Source organism: Hymenobacter sp. CRA2, assembly GCF_002007105.1.
GTDB lineage: Bacteria > Bacteroidota > Bacteroidia > Cytophagales > Hymenobacteraceae > Solirubrum.
The window spans coordinates 25,062-41,653 of the sequence record NZ_MVBC01000002.1; the positions used below are offsets into that span (position 1 = coordinate 25,062).

Sequence of the window (16,592 nt, forward strand, 5' to 3'; positions counted from 1 at the left end):
CGGTTCATCTTACCGGCTGTCCGGCGTTCAGCCGGCTTGCGCCCCGTCTGCTCCTCGCCGGGTTTGTTCTCTTGGGTCATTCGAATCTGGTTTCTGTTCTTCTAAGTTCTCCGCTCTCACTTCTAAGCGCCGCTACCCTTTGTCCACCCACAGAATGGCGGGGGCGGCTTGCGGGTTTTTGAGGTCGAGCACCTGCCCGCCCTTCACTTTCTGAGCTTTGCCGAGCAGCTGCCCGTTGCGGGCGTCGAGCCACTGCACGCGGAAGGCGCCGGACTCCTTGCTGAGGTCGAGCTGGGTGGCGGCCGTCGGCTCGCAGTAGCGGATGTAGCCCTGTCCGGGGCTGACGAGCTGCCACTGCTTGGCCACGGCAGCCTGCTGCTCGGCGGGTTTCATCCGGGCCACGGCCGCCAGGAACTCCTGGCTGGGCACGGCCGGCACGTCGGGCAGGGAGCCGCCGGCCAGCAGCACGGCCCAGCCGTACTTGTCGGCGCCGTCGCCGGAGTACATGACGGCCTTGTCAGGAAACTGCTGGCGGTATTCGCGCACGGCCCGGTACACTTGCTCGAAGGACGTGGCCTTGGGCTTCAGGAGGCGGGCGTGCTGGCGCGGAGCCAGGTTCAGGCCGCCCGGCGGGGCGTAGGCCAAGCCGTCGGCCTGGTAGTGCCAGTAGCGGATGTCGATGATGTCGACCACGGCGGCGCGGGCGGGGTCGGCCAGGATGGCGTCCTGCACGTCCTTGGTCGTGCTCAGGCCCACCAGCACCTGCTTGCCGGTTTCCTGCTCCCACTCCTTAATAGTATCGAGCCAGAACTGGGCGAAGCTCAGCGGCCCGGTGTATTCCTCGCTCAGCAGCTGAACCACGCCGCTGTTGCCGGTGAAGTTGTTGAGACACTGCCGGATGTAGGCCCGGTGCAGCGCCCGGCGGGACGGGTTCGTCACGTCGTAGAATTGCTCGGCCATGAAGATGCGCTTGTCGCCGGCGTAGTTGGGCGGCTCGGGCAGGCCGGTGTCGTTCACATTGTTGGCCGGGCGCCAGGGAAAGTCGGCGTAGTGGGCCCCGGCCTCAATGATGTTGTGCTGAAAGTAGTTCTGGTGCACCAGCACCAAGCCTTTCTGATCCGCCAGCTCGGCAAACTCGCGCAGGCGGCCCCAGTACCAGGGGTTGTAGCGGGTCAGATCGTACTTGCTCAGCCCGTCGTAGGCCGTGCCCTGCCCGCTGCGGGCAAAGGGCAGCTCGTAGAAGGGCGGCCACACGTCACCGTCCATGCGGCGGATTCGCTCGTGGTCGTCGCGGCGCCGCTCGTACCAGAGGGCGTAGTTCTGCTCCATGCCCACCTGGTGCCGGGCCTGCATGGAGTCGGTCAGGGCCTGCAGGTCGTCGGTGAGGCCACGGCCGCTGCGGCCGGGCACGTAGCGGGTAATGGCGGGTTTGGCCTGGGCCAGGCCGTAGGGCCGCGAGGAGCCGTTCCACCACGGCACTTGCCCGCGGCTGCCGGTGAGCACCGTGGTGCCGCGCACCAGCACGCCGTTTTGCACGCGCAAAGGCGCCGCGGCGGTGGCGGCGGCCGGCTGCTTGAGCTTGAGCTGATCGAAGTTCTTGGCGCCGGCCGTCGAGGTCGAAATAGCCTGGCGCTGCCCGGCTTGCTTGATCCAGTCGATGAGCTGCGGGGCGGGCTGCCGAGCTTCAGCGGTGAGCTGCTGGGCCACGGCCACCGAGGGGCTGCTGGAGGCTTCGGTCTGCACCGTCAGCAGCTGGGGCTGCACGGCCATTTTCCCGCCGAGGCGCTCGGCCAGCTGGGCGTAGTAGAGGCTGCGCGGGTTGATGGCGTTGTTGGACTCGCCCCAGTACCCGTCGCCCTGAAACTGCGCCCAGCTGCCAAATGCCCAGTTCTGGGCCGTGGGCGGCTTGGGCAAATCGATGCGGGCGGCGGTGCACTGGTAGAACACGCTGTTGGCCGCCGACCAGCCCGCGCCCTGCCCGTCCTGCCCGCGGTTGGCGTAGCTCAGGGCGTTGCCGTCGATGTTGACGATGTCGAACAGCAAACCCGAAGCCCAGCTGTCGGTGGCACCGCTGAAGCCCAGCGACTCCCGCGTTTGGCACTGCACGAAGGCATTCGGGCCGGCGGCGCAGTAGCCCACCGCAAAGTCGTGGAAGCCCTGCTCGGAGCAGAGACGCTGAAACAAGGTCTGCTGCCCGGCGGTGAAAAAGGCGTTGCGGCGCTGCCCGCCCACTTCCGACACCGGCGCGAGGCTCAGGCAGTCTTCCACCGTCACGCGCCTGGCCGATTCGAAAGCGGCCACCGCCGAACCGGCGAAGTGCTCAAACGCCACCTGCCGCACCCAAGCGTCGGCCACGTTTTCCAGGGTCACGCCCATCCAGCGGTGCGCCTCGTCTTTGGGGTTCTTTTCGTCGAAGGTGGAGCGGCAGCGCAGGTTTTCCACGCCCACCTGGCTGATGCGGCCCGCCCAGCGGTAGGGCTGCACGGTGGCCCCGCCGTACTGCGCGTCGAGGGCCGTGGTCAGCGGGGCGTCCAGCGTGACTACGTCGCCCTGCACGGCCACCACTTGCCGGTCCCAGTACAGGTCGCGCTGCCCGGGTTTCCAGCCCAGGGCCGAGATGCCGCCGCCGAAGGTTTCGGTACCCAGGGCCTGAATCCACTCCTTGGTCGAAGGCCGGTGCACCAGCACCTTGTCCCCGGCTTTCAGCGTGTGCGCGGCCAGCTTGAGTTGGGTGGCATTGACGGGCACGTAGCTATCCGCCACGGCCACGGCTTTATCGAGTTGCCGGTCGTCGCGGCCGGCCACGCGGATAAGTGTCTGCCGGTCCAGGCCGCTGCCGAGCAGCACGGTGCCTTCCTCGCCCATGCCACTACCGCGCAGCACCACGCCCGAGGCCTTCAGCACGAGGCCGCCGGCTACGTCGTAGGTGCCTTTTTCGAGCAGCACGGCCCCGCGCAGGCCGGTGGCTTTGTCGGCGGGCAGGGCGGCCACATAGTCCAGCGCGGCCTGAATGCGGGCGGTGGCGTCGCCGGTTTTCACGGGCACCACTACGCGCACGGGGGCCATAGGAATGGCTTTTTCGCTGGCCGCGTAGCCGCAGTAAGAAAAGTCCGGCACGCGGTTGCCCTGCGCGTCGGCTACGTACACCAGCTTGTGGTCCTTGCCTTCCGACAGCGGCGGCAGGGGCCGCTCCACCTTCGGCTTCTGGGCGTAGACGGCCGCCAGCCAGGGCGCGGTGCTCAGGGCCAGGCCCAAGGCCAGGCCGAGCAGGCGCGGGTGAAAGCGAAAAACCAGGATGGTGGGCTGCGGGGTCAAAACGGGTACGCTTGAAAAACGGTGGGCTCGCCGAAGCGAGGTAATCGGCTAACTAAAGCCGGGGCTAAGGTTAGTTCCCCTCCTCCGCTGAGGAGGGGCTAGGGGTGGTTGGCCTGACGTTGGGACGAATTCTAACTCTAGCTTTCTACTTCTGGCCTTCCCCCCCCCAACCCCTCCTCAGCTGAGGAGGGGAGCTAATTCTAGCCTTAGGACTTGCGCGTACCGGGCGCGGCGGGCTTCACTTTCTGGGTGTCGACCACGCTGTTGAGGAATTCCTCGATGTTGGTGTAGCCGTCGTTGTCGCGGTCCTTGACGGCGTCGGAGGCGTCCTTGGGGTTGAGTCCGTGCTTTTTCTCCCAGTCGTCGGGCATACCATCCTTGTCCGAGTCGGTGTAGGGCTTGCCCTTGTACTCGGGGTAGCCGCCCACCTGCTGCGGATCGGTAATGATGCCCTGCTTGTAGGAGTCCTCGGGCAGGCGGCGCTTGATGTAGGGGCTCTTGGCCGAGGGCTTGGCGTCCTTGGCGTACACGATTTTGCCGGTGCGCACTTCCTCCACGATGCGGGCGTCGACGGCGTCGCGCTTGGGCAGAGTGGCGCCCACGTTGGCCAGCACGTAGCTGTAAGCGTCTTTAGCCGGCAGCAAGGTTACGTTCGGCATGGCGAAGGGCTTGTCGGTGCGGATACCGGCCAGGATTTTGTCCGGCTCGGGCACGTCCTCCAGCTGCACGCCGCCGGCCCAGTTGTCTTTGGTTACCTTCTCGTTGCCCTCGATGACGTTGCCCGCCACGTAGGCCTTGCCAAACACCAGCCCCAGGGCTTTGTCGCGGCTGGCCTCGGGCTTGAGGATGCGGTAGCTGATGGGTTTATCCAGCGGGGTAATCGGCCCGGGCTTGTAGTAGTTGTTCACGAAGTTGTACTCCGAGCGGTTGTCGCCGCCGTCAGCCGAGCGGTTCCACCAGTTGAATACTACGTTGTTGGCGAAGCCAAAGTCGCCGTACATGCCCACCGAGGGGTTGCGGGCAATGTTGTTGGCCCACAGGTTGCGCATGAAGGTGCTGTTCAGCCCGCCGATGGTGCTGCCGAAAGCGTGGTTGTAGTAGTCCAGCGCCTCCGAGAAGATGCTGTTCTGAATGGTCACGTTCACCGTCGGCAGCTTGTCAGCCTTGCCCGTTTCGGGGTTGTGGTACACGTGGCGGTACATCGACATGTTCTCGTCCAGCCCCCACGAAGCCGACACGTGGTCAATCATGATGTTGCCCACCGGGTTGCCGCCCAGCGCGTCGTCGCGGCGGCCTACTTCGGTGGCGCCGCGGCGGAAGCGCAGGTAGCGCACCACCACGTCGTGCGTGTTCAGCCACACCGATTCGCCGGCCACGCACACCCCGTCGCCGGGCGCGGTCTGGCCGGCAATGGTGATGTAAGGCGCCCGGATGATGATGGGCGACTTCAGGCGAATGATGCCGGCCACGTTGAACACCACGATACGCGCCCCGCCCTGCTCACAAGCCTCGCGCAGCGTGCCGGGGCCGCTGTCTTCCAGGCTGGTCACCACGTACACCTTGCCGCCGCGCCCGCCAGGGGTGTAGGCCGCGCCGCCCTCTGCGCCTGGAAACGCGGGAATTTTGGCCTGGGGAAGGTCCGAAGGCTTGGCCGCCCAGGGCACGTAGGGCTTGCCAGCCTTGGCTTCCCGCTCGATGACGGGCAGGGCCTTGGCCCAGGCTTCGTCGGAGCGCTTTTCGGCTTCGGCCTGGGCGGCATCGGCCTTGGCTTGCACCTCGGGCGGAATGGTGGGGTACTGGGCCCAGGCGGGGCGGGCAGTGCCGGCCGCAGCGGCCGTGAGGGCGAGGAAAAGCAGGCGGTTTTTCATGGATTGGTGAGGGCGTGGATGCGGAAGAAGCGGGCGAGGCAGCTGGTTTGGGCAAGCTTAATCAGGGCGTCATGTCGAGCGCAGCCGAGACATCTGGCCCGATAGTATCCCGTTGAGTTTACTATCTGGTGTCAGCACGCGAGATGTGTCGACAAGCTCGACATGACGTTCTATTTTTCACTTATCCTGGCATTAATACCCCGGGTTCTGCGGGAAGTCGCCGCGGCCGCCGACGGCATCGATGTCGCTCTGCGGAATGGGGCGCAGCGCGTGGAAATCCTGGATGCTGGTGCGGGCGTCGGGGTTGTGGGCGCGCACGCGCTCTACCAGCTTGCCGGTGCGCTTCAGGTCGAGCCAGCGTACCTGCTCGCCGGCCAGCTCGCGGGCCCGCTCGTCGAGCACGAAGTCCAGCGTCATCTGTGCGGGCGTCACCTGCATGGCGGCGGTGCGGCCGGGCAGGGCGGCGCGGGTGCGCACCAGGTTCACGTAGTAGGCCGCCGAATCGGTTTTGCCCAGGCGTACCTGTGCTTCGGCTCCGATGAGAATGATGTCACCCAGGCGGAGCATGTTGGCGTCGCGCGAGCTTTCCGTAACGGTGGGCGTGGCCCGCGTCGGGTCGTCAAACTTGCGCAGCGAGGGGTAGTAGCGCCGCTCCCCTTTCAAGGAGCCGTCGGCGTTGTACAGGTCGTCGATGTCGTACGTCTTGTAGCGGTAGCGGCGGGTGTAGCGCTGCTGGAAGTCGTCGATGCTGCGCTTGCTGGTAAACACGGCCGTGTCGCCGACGGTGAACTTGGGCTGGTTCAGCAGCGGGGCCAGGGCCGGGTTCTGGTTGACCTCGGCCTGCGACCAGCGCGGAATGGTGCTGGCGTTGTTGGCAATCCAGGCCTGCTTAAACGAGCCGAGGTAGCGCGCGTCGTTCTGCTCGTTGTAGAGGTCGAGCAGGAAGCGCGTGGGCATGTAGCGCACGCCCGGCAGGCCGTTGGCCACGTCGCGCGCCATGCCCGGCTGGTCGTCGTACTTCATCAGAAACCACTGGTGCGCCGTGTTGCTGCCCGCGTTGAAGGTCAGGTTGGTGGAGTAGTTCACCGCCCAGAGCACCTCCGAGTTCTTCTGGTTGTTGATGTCCCAGAGGCTGGCGTAGCTCGTCACCAGCCGGATGCCCTGGCCCGTGTAGCCGGTAGTCACCTTGCGGGCGTAGTTGGCCGCCTTCTGGTACTGCCCGTTCGAGAGGTAGGCCTTGGCCGCAAACGCCTCAGCGGCGGGACGGGTGATGCGGCCGTAGTCGTTGGCCGTCACGGGGGCCGCAAACTGGCCCAGCGTCACCGGCAGGTTGGCTACGGCGAAGTCCAGGTCGGCAAAAATCTGGGCGTACACCTCCTGCACCGAGGCACGGGTAGCGGTGTTGACCACGCCCTCGGTGGGCTCCAGGCGCAGCGGCACCGCGCCGAAGCTCTCCACCAGGTGGTAGTAGTACCAGGCGCGCATGAAGCGCAGCTCGGCTTCGGCCGAGGGGCGGCGCGGCGCGCTCAGCCCGGCGGTGTTGATGTACTTCAGCGCCTGGTTGACGAGGTTGATGCCCTGGTAGCAGGGCGTCCAGAGGTTGTTTTTCACCCACACGTTGTCGGTGTTCAGGCCCTGGTAGTTCATCAGCGGCGGCTGCGGGCGGGTGTTGCTCGACTGCGAGTCACCGTTGTTCTGGGCGTTGGTCCAGATGTCGGTGCCCATTTCAAGCAGCGCCAGGCCCGATTCCTTGCCGTAGATAACGCGGTTGTAGGTGTAGGCGCCGTTGACGGCGGTTTCGAAGCCCTCGGGAGTGGTAAACACGGCTTCGGCGGTGGCGCCGCTGGGGTTGAATTCGTCGAGTTGATCCTGGCAGGCAGAAGCGGCCAGCACCAGCAGCGCGAAGGTCAGGGGTCGGATGATCTTATGCATGATGGTCTGGTCAGGTTAGAAGCCCACGTTCAGGCCTACCACGTAGGCGCGGTTCAGCGGCCGGTCAATCACGCCCTCGCCCTCGGGGTCGAAGTCCTTGATGTTGCTGAGCGTGTAGAGGTTGCGGCCCGATACGTACACGCGCACGTTATCGATTTTGGCCTTGCCCACCACGCTCTTCGGCAGGGTGTAGCCCAGGGTCACGTTGCGCAGCTTGGCGAAGGAGGCCTCGCGCTCGGTGAGGGTGGTCACGTAGCTCAGGGAGCGGGTGGCGTTGGGGCGCGGGTACTCGTTGGTGGGGTTTTCGGGCGTCCAGTAGTCCACGATGGCGCCGTTGTTGCTGCCGCTGCGGGTGTACTTGGCGTAGTAGTCGGAGCTGATCCACTGGCCCACGCGGGCTACCACCAGCACGTTCAAATCGAAGCCCTTGTAGCGCAGGTCGTTGCTTAGGCCGGCCGTCCACTTAGGCACCCGCGAGCCGATGACCATGCGGTCGGCGGCGGTGATTTTGCCGTCGGGCACGCCGTCGGGCCCCGAAATGTCAGCCACTTTGATGTCGCCGGGGATGAACTGGCCCGGCGCGGTGCCGTAGGAGGCGGCTTCCGCTTCCTCGCCCAGCTGCCAGATACCGATTTTCTTGTAGTCGTAGTACACCTGTGCCGGCTGGCCCACGATGAGGGAGTTGCGGTAGTCGTCGGCGATGACGTTGCCGTTGGGCAGCTCCACAATCATCTCCTTGTTGCGGGCGAAGGTCACGGTGGTTGACCACGTCAGGTTGTTGCCGCGCAGGTTCTGCGAGGTCACCGACACCTCCAGGCCGCGGTTGCGGGTCTTGCCGATGTTGCGGTTGACCGTCGTCACGCCGGTAAAGGCGGGCAGGTTGTAGGGGAAAATCAGGTCCTTGGTCAGCGCGTCGTAGTAGTCCACGGTGCCGGTGATGCGGTTGTCGAGCACCCCAAAGTCCACGCCCAGGTCGGTGGTGTAGGTTTTTTCCCAGCCCAGGTCCTGGTTGCCGATGGTGCCATTGATGGTGTAAGTCGGCGCTGCATTGGCGTCGGTCCAGGAAAACTGCGTGTTGGTCAGCGAGTTTTGGGTGCCGTAGGGGTTGATGCCGTCATTGCCCGACACGCCGTAGGAGGCGCGCAGCTTCAGCTCGGTCAGGAACTTGAAGCGCTGCATAAACGACTCGTCCACGAGGCGCCAGCCCACCGAGGCCGAGGGAAAATAGTCGCCCTTGTGGCCCGGCGCCAGCTTGGAAGAGGCATCGTAGCGGGCGGTGGCCTGGAACAGGTAGCGGCCCTTCCAGCTGTAGTTTACGCGCCCGGCCGCGGATATCAGGCTGTTGCGCGAGAAGCCCGAGCCGTAGAAGGGGTTCTGGTTGGCCGCCCCGATGTTGTAGAACGACTGCGAGGGCAGCACCTGGTTGTTGCCGCCAGCGAAGCTCGAGGTATTGGTAAAAATCAGGTCGCTGGCTATGCCGGTGAGCGTGAGCGAATGGTCTCCGATTTCCTTTTTATAGGTCAGGATGTTTTCCCAGCTCAGGTTGCGGCTCTGGTTGTTGGTGATGGACGCCTGCGAGTTGGCCCCGCGCCCGTCGATGGTGTTGCGCCCGTAGAAGCTGCCGGCCTCCGAAGTGGCGAAGTTCACCCCGAACTGCGAGCGGAACGTGAGGCCTTCCAGCGGCGTCAGGTCCACGTAGGCCGAGGCCGAAATGCGGTTGGTCTTGGTGTTGCGCTCGTAGGCGCCGGGCTGCTCGTCGGCCAGCGGGTTGATCTGCGTGCTACCCAGCAGGTTGTAGATCAGTTGCCCGTTGTCGTCGTAGGCGCGGCCCAGCGGCACGGCCTGCGAAGCGAGGTTGAACGGGTCGCGGCGGATGTCGTTGTTGATGTAGGCCAGCTGGGCCTGCAGGCCCATTTTCAGCCAGCGGTTCACCGTCTGGTCCACGTTGGCGCGGGCAGTGTAGCGCTTGAAGCGGTCCAGCTTCATCAGGCCCTTCTCGTCGTAGTAGCCCACCGAGAAGTAGGCCTTGGTATTCTCCGAGCCGCCCGACAGGCCCACCTGGTAGTTCTGCTGCATGCCGTTGTGCAGCAGCTGGTCGGGCCAGTTGATGTACTGCTCGTTGGCAATGGCCTCGCGCTGCTGCGGGCTGAAGGCCACCGCGTCGTCGGCGGGCGAGTTCCAGGTGCCGGCCGCGCGGAAGGCTTCGCGGCGGAACGCCACCCACTCGGGTCCGTTCATAAACTCGCCGTAGCCGGCCACCTTGGTAATGCCGGTATAGGCATTGAGCGTAATCCGGGGCTTGCCCGCGCTGCCGCGCTTGGTGGTGATGATGACCACGCCGTTGGCCCCGCGCGAGCCGTAAATGGCCGTCGAGGAGGCGTCCTTGAGCACCTCGATGCTCTGCACGTCGTTCGGGTCGATGTCGGCCGCGTTGACGTTCTGCACCCCGTCCACGATGTAGAGCACGTTGTTGGAGGAGCCGGGGTTGGCAATGGAGCGGTTGCCGCGGATGCGGATGCTGGCGCCCTGGCCGGCGTAGCCGTTGGCGCGGGTAATGTCGGCGCCCGGAATCTTGCCCTGCAGCGCCTCGGTCACCGTCGTCACCGGCAGCTTGGTTACCTCCTCCCCTTTCACCGACGTCACGGCGCCAGTCAGGTCGCGCTTTTTCACCGTGCCGTAGCCAATGACGACTACGTCGCTGAGAGCGGCCGTTTCCGGGGCGAGCTTGATTTCCACCCGCGGCTGATCGGGGCGCACCAGCAGCTCCTGCCGGGCATAGCCGAGGTAGGACACGACCAGCGTCACGTCCTGCTTGTCGGGCACCTGCACCGTGAAGCGGCCTTCGGAATCGGTGGTGGCGCCGTTGGTGGTGCCTTTCACCACCACCGTTACGCCGGGCAGGGCTTCGGCCTTGTCGGCGCCGACTACTTGCCCGGTGACGGTACGCGTCTGGGCCTGAGCGGCCACCGACACAAGGAGCAGCGACGCCGCTGCCAGTGGAACAATTGGTTTCATCAGGTTCAAGGAATGCAATAGGTGAGTCAGGGAGCAGTGTGGTAGTGTGGAGGCCGGCAGTAGTCGGCTGCTCAGCCCGTTACCTCCGCCAGTTCGATGTCGCGGAGTGCGGTCTGGGGCGTGAGCCCCTCAACGGCACCGCAAAAATGCACCTGCAGGCCCATTTCGGCTAGCGCAGCGGCTTTGATGCGGCAGGCAGCGTGGGCCTGGGCTTCGTCGGCGGTGTACACCACCTGGATGTGGTTGGCCTTGTGGCGGGCCATCATCTGGTCGCGCGTCACGCCCTTCAAAGTGGCGTGCATGATGGGCCACTGCGGGGTCGTTTCCTGCCAGCGGCGCTGGGTTTCGGCTTCGGGCAGCTGCACGGCCTCGCCCACGCCCAGGTCGCAGTGCAGCTGGTTGTCCTGCACGTACACCCGGCTCCACACGATGGCGCCCGGCCGGCTCACCCCCTTCAGGCTGCCCCCGCCGAGGCGGAAGTACATAGGAGGCTGCCGCTCGGAGCTGGCGCCCGCGTAGCCGCCTTCGAAGTGGGCCGGCGGGGCGGCGCCCGAAATCAGGAACACCCACACAAACTCCTCGCCCGCGCCGGTGTCGAAGCTTTGGCCCCAGCGCAAATCGTGCAGGGTGGTTTCGCCCGAGAGGCCCAGCTCCTGCCAGAGCTGGTAGGTCAGCAGCGCGTCGAGGCCGGCGCACTCGTCCACTTCGTTGAAGTGCGGCAGGGCCTGACCGGCGTACAGCTCGCGGCCATCAGCGGCGTACACGGGCGGGCGGTCCTGGTTATTCAGCAGGCCTTCCACCAGGTCGGAGGCGGGCACCAGGTCCTTCAGGCCCTGCTGGTACTGAATGCCGATGGTGGCGCAGCCGAACTCATCGGCGAGGCGCACGGCGGCGATGTACATCTTGCACTGCTCCAGGGTCTGGGCCTGGGTCAGCTCGGTGGCCTCGTCGGTGCCCCAGTTGAAGCGCATGCCCTTGGCCAGCAGCCAGTCGAGCACCTGCCGGGCCTCCTCATCCGAAACGGTGCGCATGGCGGCGTAGAGCGTGGCCTGGCTCAGGCGCTCCTTGAAGAGGCCCGTGGCGTGCAGCAGCTCGTCGGGCACGATGGCGTTGTACATGCCCATGCAGCCCTCGTCGAACACGCCCATGATGGCCTTGTCCTGACGCAGGCGGCGGCCGAAAGCACGGCCCTGCGCCTCTTCGGCTTCGGGCAGCTGCACCTGGCTCAGGCTGCGCACGTGGCGTTGGTCCTGCTCGATCTTGCCCGTGGTCAGCCACTGGCGCAGGCCGGTTTCGAAAAATTCGTCGGTGAAGTCTTCGCTCCAGAGGGTGCTGTAGTTCACGCCGGCCTTGGTAAGGCAGCCGTTGAGGTTGAGCATGCCCACCAGCCCCGGCCACTGCCCGCTCCAGTTGGCCACCGTCAGGATGGGGCCGCGGTGCGTGGTGAGGCCGGCCAGCACGTGGTGCGAGTACTGCCACACGCTCTCGGCCACGATGAGCGGCTGCTCGGGGTCGAGGTGGCGAAACACCTCCATGCCCATCTTCTGCGAGTCGATGAAGCCGTGCTGCTTGGCAGGGTCGTAGGCGTGGGCGCGGCGCACCGAGTAGCCCTGCCGGGCCAGTGCGGCCGTCAGCTGGGCTTCCATAGCGGCCTGGGCGGCCCAGCAGTCCTGGTTGGCGGCCAGGCGCAGGTCGCCGCTGGCGAGAAGAAGGATTTCGGTGCGGGGGAAAGTTGCCACGGCGGGTTAGGTGGTTGAGGGTTGCAGATGCTGTCATCGGCCCCAGCGCCCCAGTCCTGCGAAGAGGCGACTAGGGGCGACCGGGGCGGCGTCGGGCCCGGCCATAGCCGCGGCCCAGGAAGCCGCGCGGGCCTCAACAGCAAATATGTAGGCTGCTCTTCCTGGCCTTCTCCGCGCTATTATCTACTTAGTATAGGATGTTAGCATGCCCGCGCAGGGCCCGGGCCGGCATTATTCCCCTTGCCGGCACCTACCTGCTTACTCACCTGCTTCACCGGGTTCGATGTGTTTCTGCGGCTGATTCTTCGCCCTCCATGACAGCCTGTTTTTCGGCTCATTTAGTCCTTTCGCGGGCTGTCAGAGGCCTTTAGCGGACCTGCGAACATGAAGAAAAAATTAAGGAAGCAGTAGTCTACAGGAGAGTAACGGCTTGCACGCCTAATACTTTAGTGAGTACGCACTAACCCAATGGCCTTTTCCCTGCCTGGCCAAGGTGCTCGTGCAGCTCCAGGATAATATCCTAGAGTAGGGAGCCGGAGCCGCCGGAGCCCTTCCGCAGTCCTACTTCTTCGCTTCGAACCCTGCAATTCCGGTGGCCTCACCCGGCGTCCCACTCGCCTGCGGCTCCCGTGCTTCTCTCTCCAAGCCCGCTTACCTCGCATTCCCATGAAAGCTCACTTTCACAAAATTCCGATCAGTTCCCAAAGCTCCTTCAGCATCCGCCACGACGTGAAGCCGAACTTCGGCACCGTTTGGCACTACCACCCCGAGCTGGAGCTGCACTACGTGATTAAGGGCGAAGGCGTGCGCCTCATCGGCGACAACATCAGCAACTTCTCGGCGGGCGAAATCATCCTGCTGGGCCAGAACCTGCCCCACACCTGGCGCTGCCGCGAGGAATACTTTCAGTACGACCCGGACCTGGAAGTCGAGGCCATCGTGATTCAGTTTATGCCCGAGTGCCTGGGCCGCTACCTGCTGGGCCTGCCCGAGGCCTACCTGGTGCCCAAGCTGTTCGAAAAGGCCAAGAGCGGGCTGCTCATCAACGGTGAGGCGCGCGAGAAGCTGGGCCCGCTGATGCGCCGCGCCGTGGAAGCCACCGACCTGGACCGCATCATCATCTTCCTCTCCATCCTCAAAATCCTGTCGGAAACGGAGGAGGTCGAGAACATTGCCTCCAAGCACCACGCCTTTACGCAGTCGAACGAGTCGGATGCGCTGCGCATCAACAAGGTGTGCAACTACACGCTCTCGAACTACAAAAACGAAATTACGCTGGAAGAGGTAGCCTCGATCAGCAACCTAAGCGTAACCTCGTTCTGCCGCTATTTCAAGCTCATCACGAAGAAGACGTACTACGATTTTCTCATCGAAATCCGCATCAGCCAGGCCTGCCGCCTGCTTATCGAGGATAAGCTGCCCACCGAAGTCATTTGCTTCGACTGCGGCTTCAACAACGTATCCAACTTCTACCGGCACTTCAAGAAAATCACGAAGATGACGCCGCTGGAATACAAGCGCAAGTACCTGCGCGGGTACAAGGAGCTGGTGGCCGCGTAAGCCTCCTCTGCATTCCGTCGTAAGATACAGAAGCCAAGCGTCAACAACAGCGGCAGCACTGGCTGTCATGGCGAGCAACGCGAAGCAACCGCAGGAAGGCGTAAGCCAATCCTTCCTCTCGCGGCACGACGGTTAAACACGCGCCAACTGAAAACGGCACCGCCCGAAACCTGAGTTGCTGGTTTCGGGCGGTGCCGTTTTTGGGTAACACGGAATCTAGCGGCGGTGCTACTGCAGGAAAGATTGCCGCGCTTCGCTCGCCATGACGGCTGGTGCTACGTCCTAGCCTGAAATCGTTCGGCTCCCCCTCTCCTGTTCGGAGAGGGGGCCGGGGGTGAGGCGCACACGACGCGCTACGCCGCCCACTCCAGCTCCTTGCGCAGGTTGCTGTAGTCGAGGCAGAGGGTTTCGACGCCCTTGCGCACGCTGCTGGACAGGGTACCCACTTTGCGGCGGGTGAAGGTGGAAATGTCGATGCCGCGCTGCTTAAGCGAGTACTTGGCCACGATGGGGTACACGTTGTGCATCACATTCATGTTGCGCACGAAGAAGCGCTGCACCTCCGCCACCTCGGCCGTCAGGTAGGGGTTGTCGTAGTTGTTGCACAGCCACACGATCAGCTCGGGGAAGAAATTGCCCTGAATGCAGGACAGCCCGGCCGCCCCGGCGCGTAAGGATTCCACCGCGTGCACCATGTAGGCGTCGTAGAGGCCAAAGTTGTGGCCTTCCACGGCGGCCAGCTTTTCCCGAATCTGATTGATATCGAGGCAAGTATCCTTGTGGTAAATGACGCGGCCGGTGCCCACAAACTCGCGCAGCTGCTCGGCCGAGAGCAGGCGTTTGTAGGGCTCGGGGCACTCGTAGAAGCCCATTGGGATGCCCGCGGTCCAGTCGAGCAGGCGCATCACCCGCTCGTTGAACACCGCGTCGGACTCCTGCTCGGTGGCCAGCAGACCGGTAATGGCAATGACGGCCTCGGTGCCCGCTTCGTACACTTTCTTAACGAAATCGGCCTGCTCCACCAGCGTGCCGGCAAAGGTGCCGGTGGCCACCACGGGCACCGCGCCGTCGACCACGTCCACCACGTGGCGGATGGTTTGCAGGCGCTCCTCGGCGCTGAGCTCGAACATCTCGCTCGAGAGGCAGTTGGCAAACAAACCGGCGGCGCCGGCCTTTAAGTACAACTCCGTCAGGCGCGTAAGCGCCGGGTAATCGACTTGCCCGTCGCTCTGAAAAGGCGTGAGCATAACCGGGATAAATCCCTTGCGCGATTTTTCCATTTCCTTGAGTCCAGTCTTATGAGGGTCGGCCAGCGTTGTGGAGCCGGCCGGGTTGGGGTATAGCGGGGTTGGCCGCCTAGACCACCGAATGGTGGGCTGGCGCCGGAGTTTCTTGGGAAGATTTGTTGCGGCGCAGCTTGCTTAACAGCAGGCCCACTAGGAAAATCGTGAGCGTACCCACGACGATAATCATGCTCTTGTGCAGGGGGTTACGGAACGCAGTCAGCTCGTCGGGCAGCTTGCCGGAGAAAGTCATCCACAGAATCACCAGCACGCCGATGATGGTGGCGGTCAGGGCCTCCGCGTTGCCGGTCTGCCGCCCGATGACGCCGAGCAGGAACAGCCCCAGCATACCGGCGGCGAAGATGCCCGACAGTTCCCACCACACGTCCAGCACGCTCTTCACGCCTATCATGGCAATGCCCACGCCCATGCCGGCTAGACCGACCACTACGGTGCCGATATGCAGCAGGCGCAGCATGCCGCGGCCGTCAAGGTCGGGGCGGAAGTAGCGCTGGTAGATATCGGCGGTGAAGACGGTGGCCGAGGCGTTCATGCCCGAGCTGATGGTGCTCATGGCCGCCGACAGAATGGCCGACACAATCAGCCCGACGAAGCCCGCCGGAATCTTGGTGACCATGAAGTGCGGCATCACCTTGTCGCCGTAGTCGGCCGGGGCCAGCTGGGCGGCGGCTTGGCTGATCTGGGCCGCCGTGGCGGTCAGGGGCAGCTTTTCGGCGGCCACTTTTAGCTTCACGGCCTCAATCAGCTCGGGGTGCACCTGGTAGTAGGCAAACAGCGCCGAGCCGATAACGAAAAAGAGCAGCGAAGCCGGCAAATACAGCCACACGCACAGCCAGATGGACTTGGAAGCCTGCTGGGCCGACGCTGCCGTGTGGTAGCGCTGCACGTAGTTCTGGTCGACGCCGAAGTTGTTCAGGTTGATGAAGAAGCCGTAGAGCAGCACCACCCAGAAGGTCGATTGGGTGAAATCAGGCGCGAAACCGCCCAGGCTGAACTTGTCGTGCTGCTCGCCGATGCGCATCACCGCGCTCATGCCGCCCGGCAGGTTGTCGACCACCAGATACAGGATGAGCAAGGCGCCGAAGGTCTTGATGACGCCCTGCACCACTTCCGTCCAGATAACGGCTTCGATGCCACCGAGCACGGTGTAAACGATGATGCAGATGCCCGTGACTAGCATAATCAGCTCCATCGAGAAGCCCGTGAGGGCCTGCAACGTCAGCGCGATGCCGAAGAAGATGGACCCGATGCGCGCCAGCTGCGTGAGCAGAAAGCAGATAACGGCGTAGGTGCGGGCCCAGCTGCCGAAGCGGTGCTCCAAATGCGTGTAGGCCGATATTTCGCCGGTGCTACGGTAAAATGGTACAAAGTAGCGGGCCGCCACCCAGGCCGCCAGCGGCATGGAAATGCTAAAAACAAAGGCGTTCCAGTTGGTACCAAATGCCTTGCCGGGTACGCCCAGAAAGGTGTTGCTGCTCAGAAACGTCGCGTAGATGGACAGGCCGATGGCCCAGCCCGGAATCAGACCCGAAGCGCTGGAATACTGCTCCGGATTGACGTTGCGGCGGGAAAAATACACTCCCACGGCCACCATACCTACCAGGTACAGGGCAATGATGACGAGGTCGAGGACGCGCAGATTGCTCATAATACAAGTTTGGGCAAAATGCCGCGAATCGGCGCTGAACGGGGTGCTTGGTGACTGTTACAAATCTAGGTTCGCCCTGAGCCCCTGCCGTGTATGATTTTCCCCGAGTATTGTAGAATCTTGCCCTGAGCTTTTTTAAGCTGCGCGCCTACTATCGATGCTGACCAAGCAGCCCGCAATAAGTCACCTGTCATCCTAAGCCTTAACGAAC

The 16,592-nt window shown here is 64.0% G+C and carries 8 protein-coding genes; 1 reads left to right on the top strand and 7 read right to left on the bottom strand.

Annotated elements, in window-relative coordinates:
• Positions 1-132: 132 nt before the first annotated feature.
• The 5 genes from B0919_RS03905 to B0919_RS03925 form a co-directional block, all read right to left on the bottom strand.
• A complete protein-coding gene (locus B0919_RS03905; protein WP_254846474.1) occupies positions 133-3,315 on the bottom strand; it encodes a DUF6298 domain-containing protein in 3,183 nt (1,060 codons plus the stop codon).
• A 206-nt stretch (positions 3,316-3,521) separates the two neighbouring features.
• Complete coding sequence (locus tag B0919_RS03910; RefSeq protein WP_078010917.1) at positions 3,522-5,183, bottom strand: polysaccharide lyase family 1 protein; 1,662 nt, start codon at positions 5,181-5,183, stop codon at positions 3,522-3,524.
• 192 nt (positions 5,184-5,375) lie between these two features.
• Positions 5,376-7,115 carry a RagB/SusD family nutrient uptake outer membrane protein gene (locus tag B0919_RS03915; RefSeq protein WP_078010918.1) on the bottom strand — a complete coding sequence of 580 codons (1,740 nt, stop codon included), beginning with the start codon at positions 7,113-7,115 and terminating at the stop codon, positions 5,376-5,378.
• A 15-nt stretch (positions 7,116-7,130) separates the two neighbouring features.
• Positions 7,131-10,130: a SusC/RagA family TonB-linked outer membrane protein gene (locus tag B0919_RS03920; protein WP_078011380.1), complete on the bottom strand. Its 3,000-nt coding sequence runs from the start codon at positions 10,128-10,130 to the stop codon at positions 7,131-7,133.
• A gap of 71 nt (positions 10,131-10,201) precedes the next feature.
• Complete coding sequence (locus tag B0919_RS03925) at positions 10,202-11,869, bottom strand: fucose isomerase (RefSeq protein WP_078010919.1); 1,668 nt, start codon at positions 11,867-11,869, stop codon at positions 10,202-10,204.
• 666 nt (positions 11,870-12,535) lie between these two features.
• On the opposite strand from B0919_RS03925, the gene B0919_RS03930 reads away from it, so the two are divergent.
• Positions 12,536-13,429, top strand: coding sequence for an AraC family transcriptional regulator (locus B0919_RS03930; protein WP_078010920.1), 894 nt, complete (start codon positions 12,536-12,538; stop codon positions 13,427-13,429).
• 353 nt (positions 13,430-13,782) lie between these two features.
• Here the strand turns inward: B0919_RS03930 and B0919_RS03935 are convergent, their stop codons facing one another.
• Positions 13,783-14,709: a dihydrodipicolinate synthase family protein gene (locus tag B0919_RS03935; RefSeq protein WP_078010921.1), complete on the bottom strand. Its 927-nt coding sequence runs from the start codon at positions 14,707-14,709 to the stop codon at positions 13,783-13,785.
• Positions 14,710-14,785: 76 nt separating this feature from the next.
• Positions 14,786-16,381 carry a sodium:solute symporter gene (locus tag B0919_RS03940; protein WP_078010922.1) on the bottom strand — a complete coding sequence of 532 codons (1,596 nt, stop codon included), beginning with the start codon at positions 16,379-16,381 and terminating at the stop codon, positions 14,786-14,788.
• Positions 16,382-16,592: the final 211 nt, after the last annotated feature.

Coding starts and splice junctions, on each gene's coding strand:
- B0919_RS03910 (WP_078010917.1), bottom strand. CDS start 5,183: ATGAAAAACCGCCTGCTTTTCCTCGCCCTCACGGCCGCTGCGGCCGGC.
- B0919_RS03915 (WP_078010918.1), bottom strand. CDS start 7,115: ATGCATAAGATCATCCGACCCCTGACCTTCGCGCTGCTGGTGCTGGCC.
- B0919_RS03920 (WP_078011380.1), bottom strand. CDS start 10,130: ATGAAACCAATTGTTCCACTGGCAGCGGCGTCGCTGCTCCTTGTGTCG.
- B0919_RS03930 (WP_078010920.1), top strand. CDS start 12,536: ATGAAAGCTCACTTTCACAAAATTCCGATCAGTTCCCAAAGCTCCTTC.
- B0919_RS03935 (WP_078010921.1), bottom strand. CDS start 14,709: ATGGAAAAATCGCGCAAGGGATTTATCCCGGTTATGCTCACGCCTTTT.
- B0919_RS03940 (WP_078010922.1), bottom strand. CDS start 16,381: ATGAGCAATCTGCGCGTCCTCGACCTCGTCATCATTGCCCTGTACCTG.